Raw genomic sequence first — 19,235 nt, 5'->3', positions numbered from 1 at the left:
CTCCTCAGTGGACGGTGGGATTTGCGACCGTTGATCTGACCACGGGAAATGCTGGCAGTTCGCTACTCTTCGGTCTCCGGTGGCACGACACCGTAGCGGTGGTAGATGCGGGCAATCTCGCCACTCTCGCGCATGCCGCGCAGCGTCTGCCCCAACTGCTCGTAGAGGGCCTTTTTGTCACCCAGATAGTGACGCTTCGAGGCACCGTAATAGTTACCCACGGATTGCTCGTACTGGTAGTCGGCATAGCTGTAGTCGCTGAAGCCAATCTTGTGGAACTGCGCCTCAATGGCTTCGGCATCCAGCACCACCATCACATCCAGGCGTCCGGCACGAAACATCCCGGCCAGCAGGTAGTCGTCCGTCGCCAGGCTTTTTGTCAGGGCACTGTCGCCGTCGAACTGATCGAAATAAGCGGTGCCGCGTTTGACCCCGATCACCTTGCCCTGCAAGTCGGCATAGCTGCGCAGGCTGGCCTGCTGACCGGTCTTGACGATAAAGCGGATGCTTTTGCGCTGGGTGCCGATAGACGGCAGAAAGTGCACGTAGTCCATGCGCTCGGTGGTGAACAACACACGGGGGGCTAGATCAATCCGCCCGGATTTGAGGTCTTCCAGGCTGCGCACGAAGGGCGCGTAGCGCCATTCGATTCGCGCACCGACGCGTTGCGCAGCCGTATTCAAGACCTCAATCAACGGGCCAACGGGCAGCGCGTCGATGGCCTGCATCTCTGGCGGGCGCTCGCGGTAATCGGCGCGCAACACCTGTTCGGCATGGCACAACGGCAGGAAGAATAGAGACAACAGCAGTAGACACTTCATGACTAGGCTCTTGTGTGTTCTACGCAAGAGCCTAGTCACAAAGCAGGGGTCAGGCCTTGGCGATCAGCGCTTCGACAGCCGCGATCTGCTTATCCAGAGTGGCACGATCCGCACAGCGCAGGGTGGCGTGACCGACCTTACGCCCAGCCTTGAAGGCCTTGCCGTAGTGGTGCAAGCGGCAGTCGGCGATGGCGATAACCTGCTCCACCGGCGGAACCACGCCGATAAAGTTGAGCATCGCGCTCTCACCGATCTTGGCGGTCGAACCCAGTGGCAGCCCCGCGACGGCACGCAGATGGTTTTCGAACTGGCTGCACTCGGCGCCTTCGATGGTCCAGTGCCCGGAGTTGTGCACGCGCGGGGCGATTTCGTTGGCTTTCAGGCCGCCATCGACTTCGAAGAACTCGAAGGCCAGCACGCCGACGTAATCGAGCTTGGTCAGCACGCGGCTGACGTAATCTTCGGCCAGCGCCTGCAGCGGGTGATCGGTGCTGGCGATGGACAGTGCCAGCACGCCGCTGTCGTGGCGGTTATGCACCAGCGGGTAGAAGCGCGTTTCGCCATCACGGGCGCGCACCGCCACCAGCGACACTTCGCCGGTAAACGGCACGAAGCCTTCGAGAATGCACGGCACGCTGCCCAGCTCAGCAAAAGCGCCGGTTACGTCTTCGGGCTTGCGCAGGACTTTCTGGCCCTTGCCGTCGTAACCCAGGGTGCGGGTCTTCATCACGGCCGGCAGACCGATACTGGCCACGGCGGCGTCGAGGTCAGCCTGCGATTGGATATCGGCGAAATCCGGGGTCGGAATGCCGAGGTCCTTGAACATGGATTTTTCAAACCAGCGATCACGGGCGATACGCAGCGCGTCCGCGCTCGGGTACACCGGGACGAACTGCGAGAGGAAGGCCACGGTCTCGGCCGGCACGCTTTCGAACTCGAAAGTCACCAGGTCAACTTCATCAGCCAGCTGACGCAGGTGATCCTGATCGCCGTAATCGGCGCGGATATGTTCGCCCAGCGCTTGCGCACAGGCATCCGGCGCAGGGTCGAGAAAAGCGAAGTTCATCCCCAGCGGCGTACCTGCCAGGGCCAACATGCGACCCAGCTGGCCGCCACCGATTACGCCGATCTTCATGGGTTAGGCCTCACGCGGGTCCGGATTGTCCAGTACGGTTTCAGTCTGTTCCTGGCGGAACTGCTTGAGCGCCGCATGAAACTGCGGATGCTGGTGACCGAGGATGCTCGCGGCAAGCAGCGCGGCGTTTACGGCACCAGCCTTGCCGATGGCCAGGGTAGCGACTGGAATACCGGCCGGCATCTGCACGATCGACAGCAGCGAATCGACGCCCGACAGCACCGCCGATTGCACCGGCACGCCGAGTACTGGCAGGTGGGTCTTGGCCGCACACATGCCCGGCAGATGCGCCGCGCCGCCGGCACCGGCGATGATCACCTGAATGCCGCGCTCTTCAGCCTGTTCGGCGTACTGGAACAGCAGGTCCGGGGTGCGGTGGGCGGAAACCACCTTCACTTCGTACGGAATGCCCAGCTTGTCCAGCATCTCGGCGGTGTGGCTAAGGGTGGACCAGTCGGACTTGGAGCCCATGATCACGCCAACCAGTGCGCTCATCGTCGTGCCTCTTCTTCATCAAGTGCCCGTAGGCGCTGCAGAAACTAACAAGCCACGCTGGAAACCAGGCGTGGCTTGTTAGGGAATGAATTATGGCGGTGCGGACCGCCAAAGGCCGCGCAGTATACCGTAAAGCCTGGGCTGGCGTGCACACCGACGCACCGTTTGTCGCGGGCCGCACGCCATGATGCCCAGTGGCAGCTCAGCTAGCGCCACGAGCAGACCTGGCGCACAAATCGCGGCAGGCGGCCTGGCTATACTGGGCGTCCTTTAAATGACCCAGGACACCACCATGACAAGGCTGTCACTGCTCCTCGCCGCTGCCCTCTTCACCCTCAACGCCAACGCCCTCGAACTGGCCAAATACCCGCAAGTATTCGATGCCGGCAATGGCATCAGCGTGACCGTCGCACCCAGCAGCGACGGCAAACAGGCGCTGATCCAGGTCAGTGGCATCAACCACCCATTGGATGAAGTGGTACTGCTGAGCACAGTCAACGAGCACGGCAACGATGAGCGGGATTACACCACCACCCTCGACGGCAGCGCCTACAACATGCTGATCAAGCGCCAGGGCTGGGGTGGCGAGCAATACCAGCTGTACCTGCCGAGCACCGACGGCTTCGAACTGGGTTTTGATGAAGCCAAGAGCAAACAGACCAAACCAGCCAACCTGCTGGCGCTCTACGAGCAGCAGAAGAAAAAAGGCATTCAGGACAAGCTGAGCAGCTTCGACCGGGAAAAGCGCGTGGCCGACTTCACCCAGCAGCTGCAGCAGATCGACCAGGACGCCTCGAAGGCCTGCAACACACCGCTGACCACCCAGGTTGACTGGAACGCCATCGACGACGACAAGCTCAAGCGCCTTAGCGTGCCGAGCTTCTGCGGTGAAGTGGTCAACCAGCTGGCTAACCTGTGCCAGAACGGCGACGAGCAGCAGGCTGTCGCCAAGGGTCTGAAAACCGTGCAGTGCAGCTTTGCGCAGAAGCTCAAGCTGCGCGAAAACGAGGCGACCCTGACCTTCACCACCCATGAAAAAGCACCCAATCAGGGCGACTTTATCAACGCCTTCCTGCGTAATCGCTAAATCATCCTAGATCACAGCGGTCCGGATCAGCCCCGGCCGCTGCGGTACCGCGGCATAGTTCTTGCCTCATTCAGGCATCCTGAACTGTTGCGGTTGTCCCGATGTTGCACGCCCACCTGACCACCCTGCATGTGGTTTCGATGATTCTGGAGTTATTTGCCGCACAGCCCGAGCTGACCGAGCCCTTGCTGGCGGGCAGCGGCATCACCACGGCTGATCTGGCCTGCGCAGACACCCGTATCACCCGCGCGCAGGAATTGCAGGTGTGCGCCAATGCCCTGAAAGTGCGCAGCGATCTGGGCCTGGAGTTGGGCCGGCGCATGCACGTGTCGGCGTATGGCATGGTCGGTTACGCCGCGCTATCGAGTGCCACCTTTGGTGACGCTTGGCGCTTGCTGCTGCAGTACCCCGCCCTGCTCGGCACCTACTTCAAAATGGACCTGCAGATTGAAGGCGAGTTGGCCTGGGTCAGTGCCAGCGACTACCAGCACAGCCCGGCACTGGAAGTGTTCAACGTGGAAATGTGCCTGGCCTCACTCAAGCTGATCAGCGATGACCTGCTCGGCCAACCGCTGCCGCTGAGCGCCGCGCAGTTCCGCTATGGCGAACCCGACTACAGCGCGCGCTACCCGCACAGCTTCGCCTGCCCGTTGCAGTTTGACGCGGCACGCAACGCCTTCGCCTTTCCCGCCAGCTGGCTGCAACAACCACTACCGCTGGCCGATGCGGTGACCCACCGGGAAATGCTTGAGCGCTGCCGCAAGCAAAACAGCGAGTTCAACACCCGCCAGGCCTGGCTCGCGCGTATCCGCCAGTTATTGACCGAACAGCTCACCGCGCCACCCGGCCTGGAACAGCTGGCACAGCAGATGCACTGCTCGCCGCGCACCCTCCGTCGGCATCTGCAGGAACTGGGCACGCACTACCAGGAACTGCTCGATGAGCTGCGTTTTGAGCGGGCAAAAACCCTGCTTGGCCAAGAGGAATGGCCGATCTGCCGCATCGCCGAATACCTCGGCTTTAGCGAAACAGCCAGCTTCCGCCATGCCTTCCAGCGCTGGAGCGGCGTTCCGCCAAGCCGTTTCCGCGCGTAGGTTCATAGGCTTGTGGGATGCTCATTCCTCGGGCCGAACATTGCGGTACATCTGCAAGCGTGAGGCTTCATGCAGGCCGCGACTGAGCGCCAACAGGCGCTGGAACTCTTGCGGGTGATCCGCGGCCACGTTATCGCGCGGGGTGGGCGAGTGCAGGCTGTGCAAGGTCGGCGAGCTGCCGTCATGCTGCATCTGCAAGAGGAAGTCGCGGGTCACCGCGCCGATCACCGGGAAGCTGCCTTCCTGCAACACCAGGGGCACCACCCGTTCGCCTTCTGGCGCCGGCTGCTGGATATCACGCCCCAGGCTGCCGTTGCTGAACGGCACGCCAAGCATGCCCGCCACGGTAGGCAGCAGATCGGCCAGCCCCACCGCCTCATCAAACTCGCGTGGCGCCAGCCACTGCGGCGCGTGGATCAGCAGTGGCACGTTGTTGCTCTCCAGCCCCAACTGCTCGAAGGCCGGCGCCATGTGCGGGATCTGGCTGATACGCGTGTTGTGGTCACCAAAGAACACGAAAATGGTGTTGTCGTAGAAGCCGTGTTCCCTGGCCAGCTCCATCAGGCGGCCGATGTTGAAGTCCAGCAGGCGCACGGCGTTGTACTGCTCCACGCTGCGCGAACCGGCCTGCTGCACCTGCTCCAGCGGTAGATCGAGCGCCTCGAAACTATCGTTGTTCTTGGGGATGGTGAAGGGCCGGTGGTTGCCGGAAGTCTGCAGGTAAGCGAAGAACGGTTGATCCTTGGGCACCGCGCCGAGGATGCGGCTGCTCTCCTTGAAGAAATCCAGATCAGAGATGCCCCACACGTCGACCTGGGGTGACTGCCAATCACGTTCCTCATAGAGCCGCACGCCGTCGATGCTCTGGCGAATCAGCGCATTGATATTGGCCCAGCCGGCGTTGCCGCCGATCATGTAGAACTTCTCGTAACCTGCAAGCTGGTTGATCAGCGTGCGCTGGCGGGCAATCAACGGATTGCGCGTGGCAGTCTCCTGGCGCGACACGTCGGGAATGCCGGTGATGCTCGCCCACACCGTCTTGGCGGTGCCAGTAACCGGCACGTAGAAGTGCCGGAAGAACCAGCTCTCCTGAGCCAAGCGATCCAGATTCGGTGTCGGGTTCAACGGGTTGCCGTAAGCCCCGACGGCACTGGTGCCGAGCGATTCGAGCATAACGAAGACCACGTTGGGCGGGCGCTCGGCCTGGATGCGGTGCGCCTGTACCGGTTGCTGACGGAAGAAGTTCAACCCCTCCGCGTCGCGGTCGCTGACACCCAGGTAGTCAGCCACCACCGCGTAATGCTCACGGGTGGCCGCCTCATCGAAGGCGCTGGGTTCAAGCGTGAGGGTGTCGAACAAAAACAACGCCGGATTAAGGCCCAGCGCCGCCACTTGGCTGTTGCCGCTGAAGAAGGCATCGCTCCAGCGCAGCGGCACCGGGTTCTCCAGGTTCAACGCCGTGGCGCGGCCGAGCAAGCCAAAAAACACCAGCACGCCCACCACCGCCGCGCCGCCAAAAGCCGGCAACACGCCAACACGTTGCGCTGGCGGCCGATCCAGGGTGGCACGCTCCAGGCGCAGCAGCGCCCAGGCCCACAGCGTCACACCAGCCAGCCAGGCCAGGGTGATCCATAGCACCGGATAGGTTTGCCAGAGCATGCCGGCGGAGATCTGCGCATCACCAGCAAAGCGCAGCACGGTGGCGTTGAGGCGTACGCCCAGGTAGGCGTAGTGGCCGAAGTCGAGGATATACAGCAGACCCAGCGCCGCCACGGCCAGCACTAGGTAGGCACGCAGCAACCAGCGCACGGCGCGAAAGCGCGCCAGGCGCAGCTTGGGCAGAGCCAGCAGGATGCCTGCCGGCAGCATCAGCAGCAGGGCCAGGCGCAGGTCGAAGCGCAGACCGATGCCAAGGGTGGGCAGTACGTCCGACTCGCTGATGCTTTCGACGGCGGAGAAGCCCAGCAGGAACAGCACGCGCAAGCTGGCGAAGAGTATGAACAGTAGCGCTGTCAGGCCTGCCAGATAATGCAGGCGACGGGATTTCAGCCAGCTCATGCGGCGTTCCTTGTGTCAGTTGTACGCATGCCCTGACGCCGCGCCAGCAACCCGCGCAGGCCGGAACTCAGCAGTGCGCCAAGGCTGTAGAGGGCCAGGTAGGGGTCAATCAGGTAATCCCAGTAGTTTTCCGAAGCGTTCAGGTGCAGGGTGAAGGCCAAGGTCGCCAGCACCAGCGCCAACGCGCCGAGCCAGCTGCGCTGGATGATCAGCACCAGGCTCAGCAAGCCCAGTACCAGCAGCATGGGCCGCGGCGCAAAGCCCAGCTGGTACGGGTCGCTGTAGCTCAAGCCCAGGGCTGCCGGGTAGAGCAGTACAGCCAGGCCGGCGAACAGCGCCAGGCTGGCCAGGCGATCACGGGGGCTGGCTCCCGGCAAGCCAAAACGGCACAGCGTCGCCCAGCTCAGCAGCACCAGGCTGCTGATCGACAGGTCACCGATGTAGGTGCGCAACTGCAGCGCCAGGCTGATGCCCTGTACCGGCATCAGGCTCAGCAGCAGACTGCCCATCAGCAGGATGCCGCGCTGCGCCGCATTGCGTGCCAGTCGAACGAAGATCAGGAAAACCAGCAGAGTGAACGCCAGGTGCGGCAACCAGAAGTCAGTCATGTGGGCGGCGCTCCGTCAGCCAGGCTTCATTGAAGGCCAGGTGCTTGATAAACATGTCGTTCCACGAATAGACCAAGTGATACGTGCCATCGGTGTCACGGGTGAAATAGGGGTATTCGTAATCGAAGTCGCACCCCGTCGGGCTGCACATCCGGGCACTGACCTGCTCAAGAAAGCGCGCCTCCTGCTCGGGGCGGCCGCCGCTGGCGCGGAACTTCTCGCGGATCACCGTCGGAAATTCCGCCGGCGCGATGGGTTCGCCCCAAGGGTTGGGGCTTTCATCCAGCTCACCGAGGGTGCGCCAGTTCGCCAGCTGGCTGTCGGTGGCGTAGAGGGTCAGGCGGAAGCGACCATCCTCCAGATCATTCATCGCCACCAACAGGCTGCCATCGGGACGACCGACGGCGGCCAGCGATGAGTTGGGGTTGCTCGGTTCCAGCGGTTGCGGCGTACTCCAGGTGCGCCCGCTGTCCGTGGTGTGGCTGGCCAGCACACGGTGATGCTGCTCGCCGGCATAGCGCAGTAACGCCACGGCACGCTGCTCATCCAGCGCCACCACGGTTGGCTGCAGCGAGTAGCGACCCTTGCCGATGCGGTACTTGCCCAGCACCTCACCGCGTGCGCTCAGGTGCAGGTACTCGGGGAATTTGCCGAGAAATTCGTGATACACCGGCAGGCCAATGCTGCCATCGGCATGAAACACCGGTGCGGCGCGTACCAGGGTGCTGATGTTGAGAAACGGGCTGGTCACCAACTGGCGCGGTGCCGACCAGGTCTTGCCCAGGTCGTCGGACACCATTGCATTAACCGCACTGCCGGCCCAGCCGCCAAGCGAAACCGAGACATAAAACAGCCACAGGCGCTGGTCCGGTGCCAGGCTGATCACCGGGTTGCCCAGCTTGCGGATGTGCTTACCGACCGCGCGCTGGGTGGATTCGCGGGTGGCCAGCACGCGCTCGGCACTCCATTGGCCGCTGCGGGCGTCAAAGCGTGCGGCGCGAATTTGCACATCCGCCGCGCCTTCGCGACTGCCCGCAAACCAGGCGGCCATCAGGTCACCGCCAGGCAGTCCGGTAATGGAGGCGGAGTGCACGAAGTCGTCCATGTCCGACGAGGCGAATTTCGCGCTGAATTCCGGCGCACTGGGCGTCGGCGCCGGTAGCGCGGCGAAGGCGGCAGGCGGCTGTGCCGGTGCGCGCTGCCACGCCCCGGCGAACACTGCCAGTACCGCCGTGAGCATGAGGGGGATGAGCAGTTTTGGCGTCATGGCTTGGCCACATGCGCGGTGGCGACTTCAGCCACAGGCGTGGCATCGACCGGGTTGTAATAGATTTCGACCTTCTCGCCGTTCACGTCGAAACCGTAAATCTCGTAACAGTTACCCGGAGTGATGCGGAATTTGGTGATCTGTACGCCCTGGTTTTTCATCTGCTGACGAAAGTGCGATTCGGGCATCCAGCCCGCGCGGTCGGCGCTTGGGCATTCCACATCCGCCAGCACAGGCGTGGCCAGCCAGGCACACAACAGCGGCAGTACCTGGCGAGTCTGATTGAGCATGCTCTGCCCCCTTATCGGCAATGAAGGGGCAACGCCCCCGGCGGGGCGCACCATGCGTTTTCCAAGCTTAAGAAAGGCTTAAGGTTCATGGCTTGTTACAGTTTGCGCGGCTCGGTCAGCCGTGGCGGCCATGAAATTTGGCCACATCGATCTCCTTTTGGCCGTTGTCAGCGTTCTCCATCCGGCGATGCAGGCGAACAATGCAGGCACAACAACAAGCCTGGAGCCGTGCCACATGCTCACTTTTTACAGCGACGACCATCACCTGCACCACGGCAGCTGCGAGCTGATCGACGGCCAACTGATGCCCTGTTTCGAAAAGCCGCAACGCGCCGACCACATCCTGCAACGCGTCAAGGACCGTCAGCTCGGCGAGGTGCGCCCGCCCCAGGACTTCGGCCTGGCGCCGATTGAGCGCATCCACAGCGCCGCCTACCTGAACTTCTTCAAAGGTGCCTGGGATCGCTGGCAAGCGCAGAACGGCACTGGCGATTTGCTGCCCTTCACCTGGCCGGCACGCACCCTGCGCCAAGTCATCCCGCGCGATTTGCACGGCCAGCTTGGCTATTACAGCTTCGACGGCGGCGCGCCGATTACCGCCGGCACCTGGCAGGCAGCTTACAGCGCGGCCCAAGTGGCCTTGAGCGCCCAGGCTGAAATCGCCGCCGGCGCCCACAGTGCGTTTGCCTTATGCCGGCCACCGGGCCATCACGCCGCAGGCGAGTTGATGGGCGGTTACTGCTACCTGAACAACGCCGCTATCGCTGCCCAGGCCTTTCTCGACCACGGCAAGCAGCGCGTGGCGATCCTCGATGTCGATTACCACCACGGCAACGGCACTCAGGACATCTTCTACACCCGCAACGATGTGCTGTTCGCCTCGATCCACGGCGACCCGGCCGACGAGTTCCCCTTCTTCCTCGGTTATGCCGATGAACGCGGCGAAGGGGCTGGCGAGGGCTGCAACTTCAACTACCCATTGGCCATGGGCAGCCCCTGGGCGGTGTGGAGCGCCGCACTGGAAGAAGCCTGCCAGCGCATCGCCGAATTTGATGCCGAGGTGATCGTGGTGTCGCTGGGTGTGGACACCTTCAAGGACGATCCGATTTCCCAGTTCAAGCTCGACAGCCCGGATTACCTGGCCATGGGCAAACGCATCGCTGCCCTTGGCAAGCCGACCCTATTCGTTATGGAAGGCGGTTATGCAGTGGAGGCCATCGGCGTCAACGCGGTCAACGTGCTGGAAGGGTTCGAAGCAGCTCACGTACAGGCCTAGCCAACACAACATCAATAATGATTCAGGGGTGAGACACGATGAACACGATCAAACACCTGCTCGCTGTCGCCGTCTGCGGCGCAACCCTGCTGGCCACGGCGGCCCAGGCACAAACACCGGAGCAATCGCCGGGCAAGCAGCGCGAGCTGCGCGTGTACAACTGGGCCGACTACATGTTGCCCTCAGTGCCCAAGGATTTTGCCGCCAACAGCGGCATCAAGCTGACCTGGGATATTTTCGACACCAACGAAGGCCTGGAAGCCAAGCTGCTCACTGGCAACTCGGGTTACGACTTGGTGGTGCCAACCAACACCTTCCTGGAAAACGAAATCAAAGCCGGGGTGTTCCAGAAACTGGACAAGAGCAAGCTGCCCAATTGGCAGCACCTCGACCCAGGCCTGCTGAAGTTGATGACCGCCAACGACCCCGGTAATCAGTTCGCCGTGCCTTACATGTACGGCACCGTGTTGATCGGCTTCAACCCGGCCAAAGTCAAAGAAGCCCTCGGCGCTGACGCCCCGGTGGACAGCTGGGACCTGATCTTCAAAGAAGAGAACATCAGCAAACTCAAGCAATGCGGCGTGGCCATGCTCGACTCGCCTGGTGAAATTCTGCCGATCGCCCTGCACTACCTGGGCCTGGACCCCAACAGCACCAAGCCTGAGGACTATGAGAAAGCCAGCGCGTTAATGCTGAAAATCCGCCCTCACGTGGCTTATTTCAACTCCGCCAAGTACATGACCGATATCGCCAACGGCGACATCTGCGTGGCCATCGGCTATTCGGGCAGCTTCTACCAGTTCGCCAACCGCGCCAAAGAAGCGGGCAACGGCGTGGTGGTTGATTGGCGCTTGCCGAAAGAAGGTGCACCACTGTGGTACGACTCCTTCGCCATTCCGAAAAGCGCACTGAACGTCGCCGAAGCCCATGAGTTCCTCAACCACCTGCTCGAACCCACGGTGATTGCCCCCATCAGCGATTTCCTCGGCTACCCCAACCCGAACAAGGACGGCATGCCGCTGGTCGGCGCGGCAATCCGCGACAACCCTGGCCTGACCCCTACCGCCGAGGCGCAGAAAACCCTCTATGTGCTGCAGCCCCTGCCGCAGAAGACTGAACGCATCCGCACCCGCGTGTGGAACACCATCAAGTCGGGCACCTGATGGCCACTCATCGCTGATAAGGCGTTCGGCTCAACGAGCGCTGGTAGATAAAAAACGCCCCGCCGAATGGCGGGGCGTTTTTCCTGCAATGCGCTTAACGCAGCCCGGCTCAGCAGGACACTGGCTCATCCGCCAGGCGACGGTGCACCCCTTCAATATGCTCGAACAGTGATTCCATCAGCTGCACCAGCGCTGGATCGAAATGCTGCCCGGCTTGCTCACGAATCAACGCCTGAGCCTTTTCCGCCGACCAGGCGGGCTTGTAAGGGCGCGTGGAGCGCAGCGCGTCATACACATCGCACAGCGCCACGATGCGCGCTGACAGCGGAATGGCCTCACCCGCCAGGCCCTGGGGGTAACCGCTGCCATCCCACTTTTCATGGTGGTGCAGGGCAATCTCTGCGGCCAGAACGAGCAACGGCGAGGCCGCACTGTCCTGCAAAATATCGTGGCCGATTTGCGCATGGGTATTCATCACCAGGCGCTCGTCATCCGTCAGTTTGCCGGGTTTGCAGAGGATGCTATCGGGAATGCCGATCTTGCCTACGTCGTGCATGGGTGCGGCCTGGCGCAGCAACTCCACCCACGGAGCATCCATGCCGTAGGCGCGTGCCAGCAGCGCAGCCGACTCACCGATGCGCATGATGTGATTGCCGGTTTCGTTGTCCTTGTAATCCGCCGCACGCGCCAGGCAGCGAATTACCGCCTGATAGCTGGCCCCCAGCTGCTCAGTCCGCCGCACAACCCTGTCTTCCAACTCACCCCGCTCACGCTGCAGGGCTTGGCTGGCCTCGCTCAGTTGCAGGTTATTGCACACCCGCAGCAGCAGTTCGGGCAAGTCCAGCGGCTTGCAGACGTAATCATTGGCCCCCAGTTCTAGGCCTTTGCGGCGGTTTTCCACGTCATTCAGTGCCGTAACCAGGATCACCGGTGCACAGTGTCGATCACGGGCCGCCAGTTGCCGCAAAATCTCGAAACCGTCCGGGGCCGGCATGTCCAGATCCAGCAGCAGTAGGTCCCAATGCTGGTTCTGCAGCCACTCCAGCCCCGCTGCCGAGTCACTAAAGCCTTTGACCTCTCGCAGCCCGAGCACTCGCAAACTCGACTCCAGTAGACGCAGGTTGGCGGTGACATCATCAATCACCACCACCCGGGAAAACCGTAAGGATTCACTCAGCATCTTCCATTACCTCACTCAGCAGGGCCTCGACCAGGTCATGCAATTCCTTCATATCCAGCGGCTTGCGCAACAAGCCCTGGCAATTAGCCGCTGCAGCGGTAACCTCTGCACTCATCCCAGCCGTTAGCAACACCACGGGCAAATGCTCGGTGTGCGGGTGGCGGCGTAGCTGCGCAAGCAACTCCTGACCGCTCAACCCCGGCAAGTCCAGGTCCAGTAACAAGAGGTCGGCGGGGTCACTCAGCAACTGCGCTAGCGCCACCTGGCCATCACTGGCCACGCTGACACGGCCTAGCTCAGCCAATTCCGCAGCGACGGCCTGCTGATTCGCGGCGTCGTCTTCAGCGTAGAAGATATGCACGCCCTGACCGGCACGACGTGACCTGTCAGGCGCGACAAATGACATCAGTTCAATCCAGAAGCTACTGCCCATGCCTGGCTGGCTGCTCACGCCGACGCTGGCACCCATCAGGCTGGCGTATTCACGGCACAGCGACAGGCCAATGCCAGTGCCCTGAATCGCGGTGTTTTCACGCCCCAGGCGCTGGAACGGGGTAAACAACAGCGCCTGCTGTTCGGCACTGATGCCCAGCCCGGTGTCATCAACCTGCACGCGCACATGCCCGTCGAATACCCGGACGCTGAAGGTGATCTGCCCATTGGGGCTGTTGTATTTCATGGCATTGGATAACAGGTTGAGCAGCACCTGGCGCAGTCGGCGAGGCTCGGCGCGGACCTGCAACGGCAGGTCTGGCAGCTGCACATTGAACTGCAAGCCTTCGCGCTTGATCTCCTGACGCACCAGGTCGGCGCACTCATTCATAAGCGTGCCGAGGTCTACCGCCTGCAGCTCCAGCTGCGGCTTCTGCGCCTGGATGCTCGACCAGTCGAGGATATCGCCAACCAGCTGATTGAGGTGCTGGCTGGCCTGGAGGATTTCTTTGAGGTATTCGTCCTGAGTGGTGGGCGGCAGATCCCCCATGCGCATCAACTGGCTAAAGCCCTGAATGGCATTGAGCGGGGTGCGCAGTTCATGGCTCATGCTGGAAATAAAGCGCGACTTGGCCTGGTTGGCCGCCTGCGCCTCCGCAGTGGCTTGGCGCAGGGCTTCCTCACCCTTCTTGAGGGCATCAATATCCACATGTGTGCCTGCCAGCACGCGTGCTTGGCCCGTGTATGGGTCGTACTCCACCACCCGGCCACGCCCCATTAGCCAGGAGTATTTACCCCCGGCATCGGCAAACCGAAACTCGGCTTCATAGCGCTGACTGCTGCCTTCACGCACGCGCTGCACGGCGTCGCGAATACCCCTGACATCGTCCGGGTGAACGCGCTGCAGAAACTGCTCCTCACTGAGGACGTCCTCAACAAAGCCAAACCGTTTGCAGAAGCGCCCACGCACATGCACCAGCCCCGTATCAAAGTGGCGCTCCCAGAGACTCTCCGTCGCCCCTTCCAACACCACTTCAAGCCGCTGTTGGGCCTCGTGGTTGCGCGCTTCACTCTGCTCTAGGGTGATGCCCATTTGCGCGGCCTGTCCGGCCATATCATCCAGTTCACGGATATCCGCAGTTACCCGCGCGGGATGCCACTGGCCCTGACCAATTGCCGCCATCATCGTGGAAATACCGGCAATCGGCCTGAGCAAGTACTGACTCAGGCGCCGTGAACGCACCCACATAAAGGCAAAGAACAGCAGGTAGAACATCACCAACCCGGCGATCAACAGAAAGCCGATCTGCTGATAATGCGTCGCCAGCAAATTGGTCTGACTGAAGACCTGTGCTTCGTCCACCACGGTCAGCAGCTGCCAACCAGTGGCCTCGATGGTGGTCCAGGCCACCATATGCGTGCGCCCGCCGAGGCTGACCGATTGCACGCCCTGCGGTTGGCGCGCCATGGCCTCGGCCAGAACACGGGTCTGTGCATGTTTGCCCAGGTTGAAATCTTCGGGCTTGAACATCTCGCGGCGGATCGCTTCTTCATAGGAGTGCGTCGTCAGTTCATTCAACGCAAAGTCGTCTTCGCCCGCCTTCGGCATGGCCATGATGTTCAGGTCCTGGCTGACCAGCATGGCGTAGCCGTCCCAGGGCACTTGCAGCTGGTTGATCTGCTCGAGAATGCCGCCCACGGTGATGTCCACGCCGCTGACGCCCTCAAGGAAATCACCGCGGTACACCGGGGCAACGGCCGACATCATCCACCCCTGGCCAGCGGGGTCGAGGTAGACATTGGTCCACACCACCTCACGCGTCGGGTTATGCGCCGCATCCGCGAGGTAATAGAAATTGAAATCGGGAATGACCATGTCATGCGGGTACTGGTCCGGTGTGCGGAACCAGGGGTAGATGTGGTTGAGGCTGTCCCAGCTGTTGAAATACAGGCTGGCCACCAATGGGCTGCTCTGTTTGAGTTCGCGCATCAATGGGTCGAGCGTTGCCAGCCGAGCCGCCTTGTTCAGGTCCTGCTGGGCGGCGGGCGTCGCCGCCGAGTAGAAGAACGCCGCGCCGCCCGTGTCCTGCGGGCTGTAACGCACACCGCTTTCGGTGATTGCCAGAGTCGGCGCGCTGACCGCTGGCTGCAGCAAGGCGCGCTGCGTCAGGTTGCGGTAGGTGGTTGTCAGGGCTTCGATTTGGGTCAGCTGACCCTCGATGATCCGTGCTTCCAGGTTCGCAGAGGCTTGCAGGTCACTCAGGGCCGTCTGTCGTAAATAATCAATCTGGGCATCACGAATGGCGTTGTTGCTGAAGAGATAGATGGCTATCAGTGCTGTCTCTACCACGATCAGTGGAATCAGCGCACTTTGCACAAAGGCCCGCCAAATCCATTGGCTCAGACCGAGAGGAGGTTTTAGCGGCACGAGGGCTGACTCCTGTTAACAGTCACAGACGGCAAGCGTAGTCGCTGCCGCGTGATGCCAGAATGATATCAGCGCAATCCTTAAGGGCTTATTAGCCCTTAGTCACCCCCTACCCAAGGCCGCCCAATCCTCCCTCCAGTTTGCGCCACAGCAAGCGCACCGAGGCCTTGCGCACCAGGGCGCAGCGGTACAGGCGAATCTCCAGCGGCGCTTGCCACTGTTCATCACCGCACACCACCAGCTCGCCGCGGGCCAGTTCGGCGGTCACGCTCAGGCGCGGGACCCACGCCACGCCCATACCTTGCAAGGCCATGCTTTTCAGGCTGTCGGCCATCGCCGTTTCGTACACCGTGGTCGAGCGCAGCGCGCGTTGGCGCAGCAGCAGGTTGACCGAACGACCGAGAAACGCCCCGGCGCTATAGGCCAGCAGCGGCACGCTTTGGCCGCTGTTGAGGTCGAACAGCGGCGCGCCGTCTTCGCCCACCGCGCACACCGGGAGCATTTCCGTGCGGCCCAGGTGCAGCGAGGGGAAGATTTCCGGGTCCATCTGCAACGCTGCGTCCGGGTCGTAGTAGGCGAGAATCAGGTCGCAAGCGCCTTCACGCAGCGCATGCACCGCCTCACCGACGTTGGTCGCCACCAGACGGGTGGTCAACGGCAGCCCTTCACGGCGTAGGCGGGCAATCCACTCGGGGAAAAAGCCCAGGGTCAGCGAGTGCGCGGCGGCAATCTGCATGACCTCACCCTGCTGGCCTTCGAGGTTATGCAGATGACGCACCACCTCACCGAGCTGCTCGACCATGCTCCGTGCGGTGACTAGAAACAGCTGGCCGGACTCGGTCAGCTCAATGGGCGTGCAGGCGCGGTTGACCAAGGTCAGACCGAGCATGTTCTCCAGGCTGCGAATTCGCCGACTGAACGCCGGCTGGGTGACAAAGCGCTTTTGCGCTGCCTGGGAGAAGCTGCGGGTAGCGGCCAGGGTGACAAAGTCTTCCAGCCATTTGCTTTCGAGGTTCATGGATCAGCCCTTGTGCATGCGAATACGTCGGCCAACGCTGAGCGGTCACACCAACGTTATGCCGATTATGCATGACCCAGTGCTTAACAGCATTGGCCAGTACCAAGCTGCAGCCCCTAATCTACGGGCCATCGCGGCATATGCCGTATTTCCTGAGATGACCTTGATCATGTCCCCTGCTGCATCCACTCGCCTCGAAAAAGACCTGCTCGGCACCCTCGACGTTCCTGCTGATGCCTATTACGGCATCCAGACCCTGCGCGCCGTGCAGAACTTCCGCCTGTCCGGCGTGACGCTGTCGCACTACCCGAAACTGGTGGTCGCCCTGGCCATGGTCAAGCAGGCCGCCGCCGACGCCAACCGCGAGCTGGGCCACCTGTCCGCCGCCAAGCACACAGCGATCAGCACCGCGTGCGCACGCATCATTCAGGGCGAGTTTCACGACCAGTTCGTGGTCGACATGATTCAAGGCGGCGCTGGCACCTCGACCAACATGAATGCCAACGAAGTCATTGCCAACATTGCCCTCGAAGCCATGGGTTTCGAGAAAGGTGACTACAAGCAGCTGCACCCGAACAACGACGTGAACATGGCGCAGTCGACCAACGACGCCTACCCGACCGCCATCCGCCTCGGCCTGCTGCTCGGCCACGACAGCCTGCTGACCGCGCTGGACAAACTGATCCAGTCGCTGTCGAAAAAGCACCTGGAATTCAGCCACGTGCTGAAAATGGGCCGCACCCAGCTGCAGGATGCCGTACCGATGACCCTCGGTCAGGAATTCCGCGCCTTCGCCACCACCCTCGGCGAAGACCTGCAGCACCTCAAGCTGCTCGCCCCGACCCTGCTCACCGAAGTCAACCTGGGCGGCACCGCGATTGGCACCGGCATCAACGCCGACCCGCAATACCAGCTGCTGGCGGTTAAACGCCTGGCGATTATCAGCGGCCAGCCGCTGACCCCGGCCGCCGACCTGATCGAAGCCACGTCGGACATGGGCGCCTTTGTGCTGTTCTCCGGCATGCTCAAGCGCACCGCGGTGAAGCTGTCGAAGATCTGCAACGACCTGCGCCTGCTCTCCAGCGGCCCGCGCACCGGCATCAATGAAATCAACCTGCCCGCGCGCCAGCCAGGCAGCTCGATCATGCCCGGCAAGGTCAACCCGGTGATCCCGGAAGCGGTCAACCAAGTGGCCTTCGAAGTGATCGGCAACGACCTGGCGCTGACCATGGCAGCCGAAGGTGGCCAGCTGCAGCTGAACGTGATGGAGCCGCTGATCGCCTACAAGATCTTCGACTCGATCCGCCTGCTGACCCGCGCCATGGATATGCTGCGCGAGCTGTGCATCGACGGCATCACCGCCAACGAAGCGCGCTGCCGCGAACTGATGGAAAACTCCATCGGCCTGATCACCGCGCTGAACCCTTACATCGGCTACGAGAACGCCACGCGCATCGCCAAAGTAGCGCTGGACAGCGGCCGTGGCGTGCTGGAGCTGGTGCGCGAGGAGAAGCTGCTGGGCGACGCCGAGCTGGCCGACATCCTGCGCCCGGAAAACATGATCGCCCCGCGCCTGGTGCCCCTCAGCCAGTAAGCGAACCTCTGCGTTACAGGAGGCTACCCCCGCCTCCACTCCTCAAGGGATGGCCACGGCCATCCCTTTTTTGTGTCATACCCGCGCCTGGGAAGAGTGGTCTGCATGGATGCGCTGTTGCCGCGCGGCAACGATTAGCTGCCGAGCTGACGAATCCATTGTTCATAGCCCGCCGCATCAACCTGGGTGGCCCTGGTGCCGCGCCCCGACGATGCCCAGCGCAGCTCGCGCGCCTCGCTGGGGCTGTACCCAAAATGGTGGCGAAATGCCCGGCTAAAGTGCGCCTCATCGGCGAAGCCCCACTGATAGGCGATCACCCCGATATGCCGCTGCTCATGCGGCTGACAGAGCTGGCCATGGATGCGCTCCAGCCGGCGCTGGCGAATGTAGGCCGCCACCCCGCCCAGCGGCTCGAATAACCGGTAGAGCCGCGACCGCGACAAGCCAAGCTGGCGACACAACCATTGCGGGGAAAGTCCGGGGTCGGCCAACGCCTGTTCAATGGCCCCCTTAATTCGGTTCAGCTGACCGGCCTCAATGGGCTGACGCGCCTGTTCGAAACTGTCCAGGCTGGGGTTTAGGCAGGCGCCGAGTAGATCGACAGTGGCCCGCGCGACGTCGCCGGCTTCATCTAGGTGAAGCTGCGGCAAACGCTGCTCAAGGGCATTGAGGTAATCACCGAACAGACTACCCAGGCCGCCGCGCAGAATCCGTCCATGGATATCACGCAGTGGTCGACGGCTCTCCAGGCACTCGCGCGGAACCACCAGGTTGGTGATGTGGGCGCGACTGGCCAGGGTGTCGAAACTGCACGTGAGGTCCAGCACAAACAGCTCGCCTGGCTCGACGCAAAAGGGTGTGCCGGCAAAATCGCCGCGTTGTCCGCCAGAGCGGTAGACCTGCAACAGCACATGGTCGAGCTGATCAGCATGAATACGCCGTGCGCCACGACACAGACGCTGCGCATCTAGCACAGCCGTGCCGAACACCAGGTCCCCCAGGTGGTAGGCCTCGACCTCCGCATGAAAATCAGCAGACGGCTCGCTCCCAGGGAATATCTGCGCCTCGAACATCACCCCGATGCTCTGTCGCCACGCCTCAAAACTATCCGTGCCGGGCAGTTCGCGGGTGCTGAAGCGACTGACCGGCAGCTTCTCTGAGTCCATTGCCAAACCTCCATCCCTGGGACGCGGCAGAGTCTTGTGCATCAGGGACAAACCGTCAAGAAACTGGGACAGCAATCCAAGTACACCGGCAAAGCGCCAACATACAGTCACCGCCTGGATATT

16 protein-coding genes are annotated in these 19,235 nt (G+C 62.1%); 5 read left to right on the top strand and 11 right to left on the bottom strand.

Annotation, left to right across the window (positions count from 1 at the left end; genetic code table 11):
- Positions 1 to 62: 62 nt before the first annotated feature.
- From CUR33_RS03080 to purE, 3 genes are read right to left on the bottom strand one after another with little or no spacing between them, the layout of a single operon-like run.
- Complete coding sequence (locus tag CUR33_RS03080) at positions 63 to 821, bottom strand: substrate-binding periplasmic protein (RefSeq protein ID WP_289238673.1); 759 nt, start codon at positions 819 to 821, stop codon at positions 63 to 65.
- 49 nt (positions 822 to 870) lie between these two features.
- Positions 871 to 1,956 (bottom strand): 5-(carboxyamino)imidazole ribonucleotide synthase, encoded by a 1,086-nt coding sequence (locus CUR33_RS03075; protein WP_289238672.1) that lies wholly within the window; start codon positions 1,954 to 1,956, stop codon positions 871 to 873.
- A gap of 3 nt (positions 1,957 to 1,959) precedes the next feature.
- Positions 1,960 to 2,451: a 5-(carboxyamino)imidazole ribonucleotide mutase gene (purE, locus tag CUR33_RS03070; RefSeq protein ID WP_090250815.1), complete on the bottom strand. Its 492-nt coding sequence runs from the start codon at positions 2,449 to 2,451 to the stop codon at positions 1,960 to 1,962.
- 292 nt (positions 2,452 to 2,743) lie between these two features.
- Between purE and CUR33_RS03065 the strand changes: the two genes are divergently transcribed.
- Both CUR33_RS03065 and CUR33_RS03060 read left to right on the top strand, forming a co-directional pair.
- Positions 2,744 to 3,538, top strand: coding sequence for a hypothetical protein (locus CUR33_RS03065; RefSeq protein WP_289238671.1), 795 nt, complete (start codon positions 2,744 to 2,746; stop codon positions 3,536 to 3,538).
- Between the two features lie 101 nt (positions 3,539 to 3,639).
- Positions 3,640 to 4,632 carry an AraC family transcriptional regulator gene (locus CUR33_RS03060; protein WP_160086130.1) on the top strand — a complete coding sequence of 331 codons (993 nt, stop codon included), beginning with the start codon at positions 3,640 to 3,642 and terminating at the stop codon, positions 4,630 to 4,632.
- 21 nt (positions 4,633 to 4,653) lie between these two features.
- Here the strand turns inward: CUR33_RS03060 and CUR33_RS03055 are convergent, their stop codons facing one another.
- From CUR33_RS03055 to CUR33_RS03040, 4 genes are read right to left on the bottom strand one after another with little or no spacing between them, the layout of a single operon-like run.
- Positions 4,654 to 6,690 (bottom strand): LTA synthase family protein, encoded by a 2,037-nt coding sequence (locus tag CUR33_RS03055; RefSeq protein ID WP_289238670.1) that lies wholly within the window; start codon positions 6,688 to 6,690, stop codon positions 4,654 to 4,656.
- Entirely contained in the window at positions 6,687 to 7,298 is a 612-nt protein-coding gene (locus CUR33_RS03050) for a hypothetical protein (protein WP_289238669.1), read from the bottom strand. Before CUR33_RS03050 ends, CUR33_RS03055 begins: the two co-directional genes overlap by 4 nt.
- Positions 7,291 to 8,538, bottom strand: coding sequence for a sialidase family protein (locus tag CUR33_RS03045; RefSeq protein WP_289238746.1), 1,248 nt, complete (start codon positions 8,536 to 8,538; stop codon positions 7,291 to 7,293). Before CUR33_RS03045 ends, CUR33_RS03050 begins: the two co-directional genes overlap by 8 nt.
- Positions 8,539 to 8,561: 23 nt before the next feature.
- A complete protein-coding gene (locus CUR33_RS03040) occupies positions 8,562 to 8,855 on the bottom strand; it encodes a PepSY domain-containing protein (RefSeq protein WP_289238668.1) in 294 nt (97 codons plus the stop codon).
- 235 nt (positions 8,856 to 9,090) lie between these two features.
- Between CUR33_RS03040 and CUR33_RS03035 the strand changes: the two genes are divergently transcribed.
- Both CUR33_RS03035 and CUR33_RS03030 read left to right on the top strand, forming a co-directional pair.
- On the top strand, positions 9,091 to 10,131 hold the full coding sequence (locus CUR33_RS03035) for a histone deacetylase family protein (protein WP_090250834.1): 1,041 nt from the start codon (positions 9,091 to 9,093) through the stop codon (positions 10,129 to 10,131).
- A gap of 38 nt (positions 10,132 to 10,169) precedes the next feature.
- Complete coding sequence (locus CUR33_RS03030; protein WP_289238667.1) at positions 10,170 to 11,294, top strand: polyamine ABC transporter substrate-binding protein; 1,125 nt, start codon at positions 10,170 to 10,172, stop codon at positions 11,292 to 11,294.
- A gap of 109 nt (positions 11,295 to 11,403) precedes the next feature.
- On the opposite strand, the gene CUR33_RS03025 is transcribed toward CUR33_RS03030, so the two are convergent.
- The 3 genes from CUR33_RS03025 to CUR33_RS03015 form a co-directional block, all read right to left on the bottom strand.
- A complete protein-coding gene (locus CUR33_RS03025; protein WP_167144082.1) occupies positions 11,404 to 12,474 on the bottom strand; it encodes an HD domain-containing phosphohydrolase in 1,071 nt (356 codons plus the stop codon).
- The gene (locus CUR33_RS03020; RefSeq protein ID WP_289238666.1) at positions 12,464 to 15,334 is read right to left on the bottom strand and encodes an ATP-binding protein; all 2,871 of its coding nucleotides are present in this window, start codon (positions 15,332 to 15,334) and stop codon (positions 12,464 to 12,466) included. Before CUR33_RS03020 ends, CUR33_RS03025 begins: the two co-directional genes overlap by 11 nt.
- A gap of 109 nt (positions 15,335 to 15,443) precedes the next feature.
- The gene (locus tag CUR33_RS03015; protein ID WP_160086146.1) at positions 15,444 to 16,352 is read right to left on the bottom strand and encodes a LysR substrate-binding domain-containing protein; all 909 of its coding nucleotides are present in this window, start codon (positions 16,350 to 16,352) and stop codon (positions 15,444 to 15,446) included.
- A 169-nt stretch (positions 16,353 to 16,521) separates the two neighbouring features.
- On the opposite strand from CUR33_RS03015, the gene CUR33_RS03010 reads away from it, so the two are divergent.
- Positions 16,522 to 17,946, top strand: coding sequence for an aspartate ammonia-lyase (locus tag CUR33_RS03010; protein ID WP_160086148.1), 1,425 nt, complete (start codon positions 16,522 to 16,524; stop codon positions 17,944 to 17,946).
- 134 nt (positions 17,947 to 18,080) lie between these two features.
- Here CUR33_RS03010 and CUR33_RS03005 read toward each other — a convergent pair whose 3' ends face one another.
- Complete coding sequence (locus CUR33_RS03005) at positions 18,081 to 19,112, bottom strand: helix-turn-helix domain-containing protein (protein WP_289238665.1); 1,032 nt, start codon at positions 19,110 to 19,112, stop codon at positions 18,081 to 18,083.
- Positions 19,113 to 19,235 lie beyond the last annotated feature (123 nt).

Origin of the sequence: Pseudomonas sp. FEMGT703P (assembly GCF_002786345.1) — a bacterium.
In the GTDB taxonomy this organism is placed as follows: domain Bacteria; phylum Pseudomonadota; class Gammaproteobacteria; order Pseudomonadales; family Pseudomonadaceae; genus Aquipseudomonas; species Aquipseudomonas peli.
The sequence above is the reverse complement of the archived record's forward strand: the minus strand, read 5'-3'. Positions and strand labels throughout refer to the sequence as shown.

Excerpts from the sequence above, each read along its gene's own strand:
- CUR33_RS03035 (WP_090250834.1), top strand. The coding sequence starts at position 9,091 with ATGCTCACTTTTTACAGCGACGACCATCACCTGCACCACGGCAGCTGC.
- CUR33_RS03050 (WP_289238669.1), bottom strand. The coding sequence starts at position 7,298 with ATGACTGACTTCTGGTTGCCGCACCTGGCGTTCACTCTGCTGGTTTTC.
- CUR33_RS03080 (WP_289238673.1), bottom strand. The coding sequence starts at position 821 with ATGAAGTGTCTACTGCTGTTGTCTCTATTCTTCCTGCCGTTGTGCCAT.
- CUR33_RS03040 (WP_289238668.1), bottom strand. The coding sequence starts at position 8,855 with ATGCTCAATCAGACTCGCCAGGTACTGCCGCTGTTGTGTGCCTGGCTG.
- CUR33_RS03045 (WP_289238746.1), bottom strand. The coding sequence starts at position 8,538 with ATGCTCACGGCGGTACTGGCAGTGTTCGCCGGGGCGTGGCAGCGCGCA.
- CUR33_RS03015 (WP_160086146.1), bottom strand. The coding sequence starts at position 16,352 with ATGAACCTCGAAAGCAAATGGCTGGAAGACTTTGTCACCCTGGCCGCT.
- purE (WP_090250815.1), bottom strand. The coding sequence starts at position 2,451 with ATGAGCGCACTGGTTGGCGTGATCATGGGCTCCAAGTCCGACTGGTCC.
- CUR33_RS03065 (WP_289238671.1), top strand. The coding sequence starts at position 2,744 with ATGACAAGGCTGTCACTGCTCCTCGCCGCTGCCCTCTTCACCCTCAAC.
- CUR33_RS03005 (WP_289238665.1), bottom strand. The coding sequence starts at position 19,112 with ATGGACTCAGAGAAGCTGCCGGTCAGTCGCTTCAGCACCCGCGAACTG.
- CUR33_RS03030 (WP_289238667.1), top strand. The coding sequence starts at position 10,170 with ATGAACACGATCAAACACCTGCTCGCTGTCGCCGTCTGCGGCGCAACC.
- CUR33_RS03075 (WP_289238672.1), bottom strand. The coding sequence starts at position 1,956 with ATGAAGATCGGCGTAATCGGTGGCGGCCAGCTGGGTCGCATGTTGGCC.
- CUR33_RS03025 (WP_167144082.1), bottom strand. The coding sequence starts at position 12,474 with ATGCTGAGTGAATCCTTACGGTTTTCCCGGGTGGTGGTGATTGATGAT.
- CUR33_RS03010 (WP_160086148.1), top strand. The coding sequence starts at position 16,522 with ATGTCCCCTGCTGCATCCACTCGCCTCGAAAAAGACCTGCTCGGCACC.
- CUR33_RS03060 (WP_160086130.1), top strand. The coding sequence starts at position 3,640 with ATGTTGCACGCCCACCTGACCACCCTGCATGTGGTTTCGATGATTCTG.
- CUR33_RS03055 (WP_289238670.1), bottom strand. The coding sequence starts at position 6,690 with ATGAGCTGGCTGAAATCCCGTCGCCTGCATTATCTGGCAGGCCTGACA.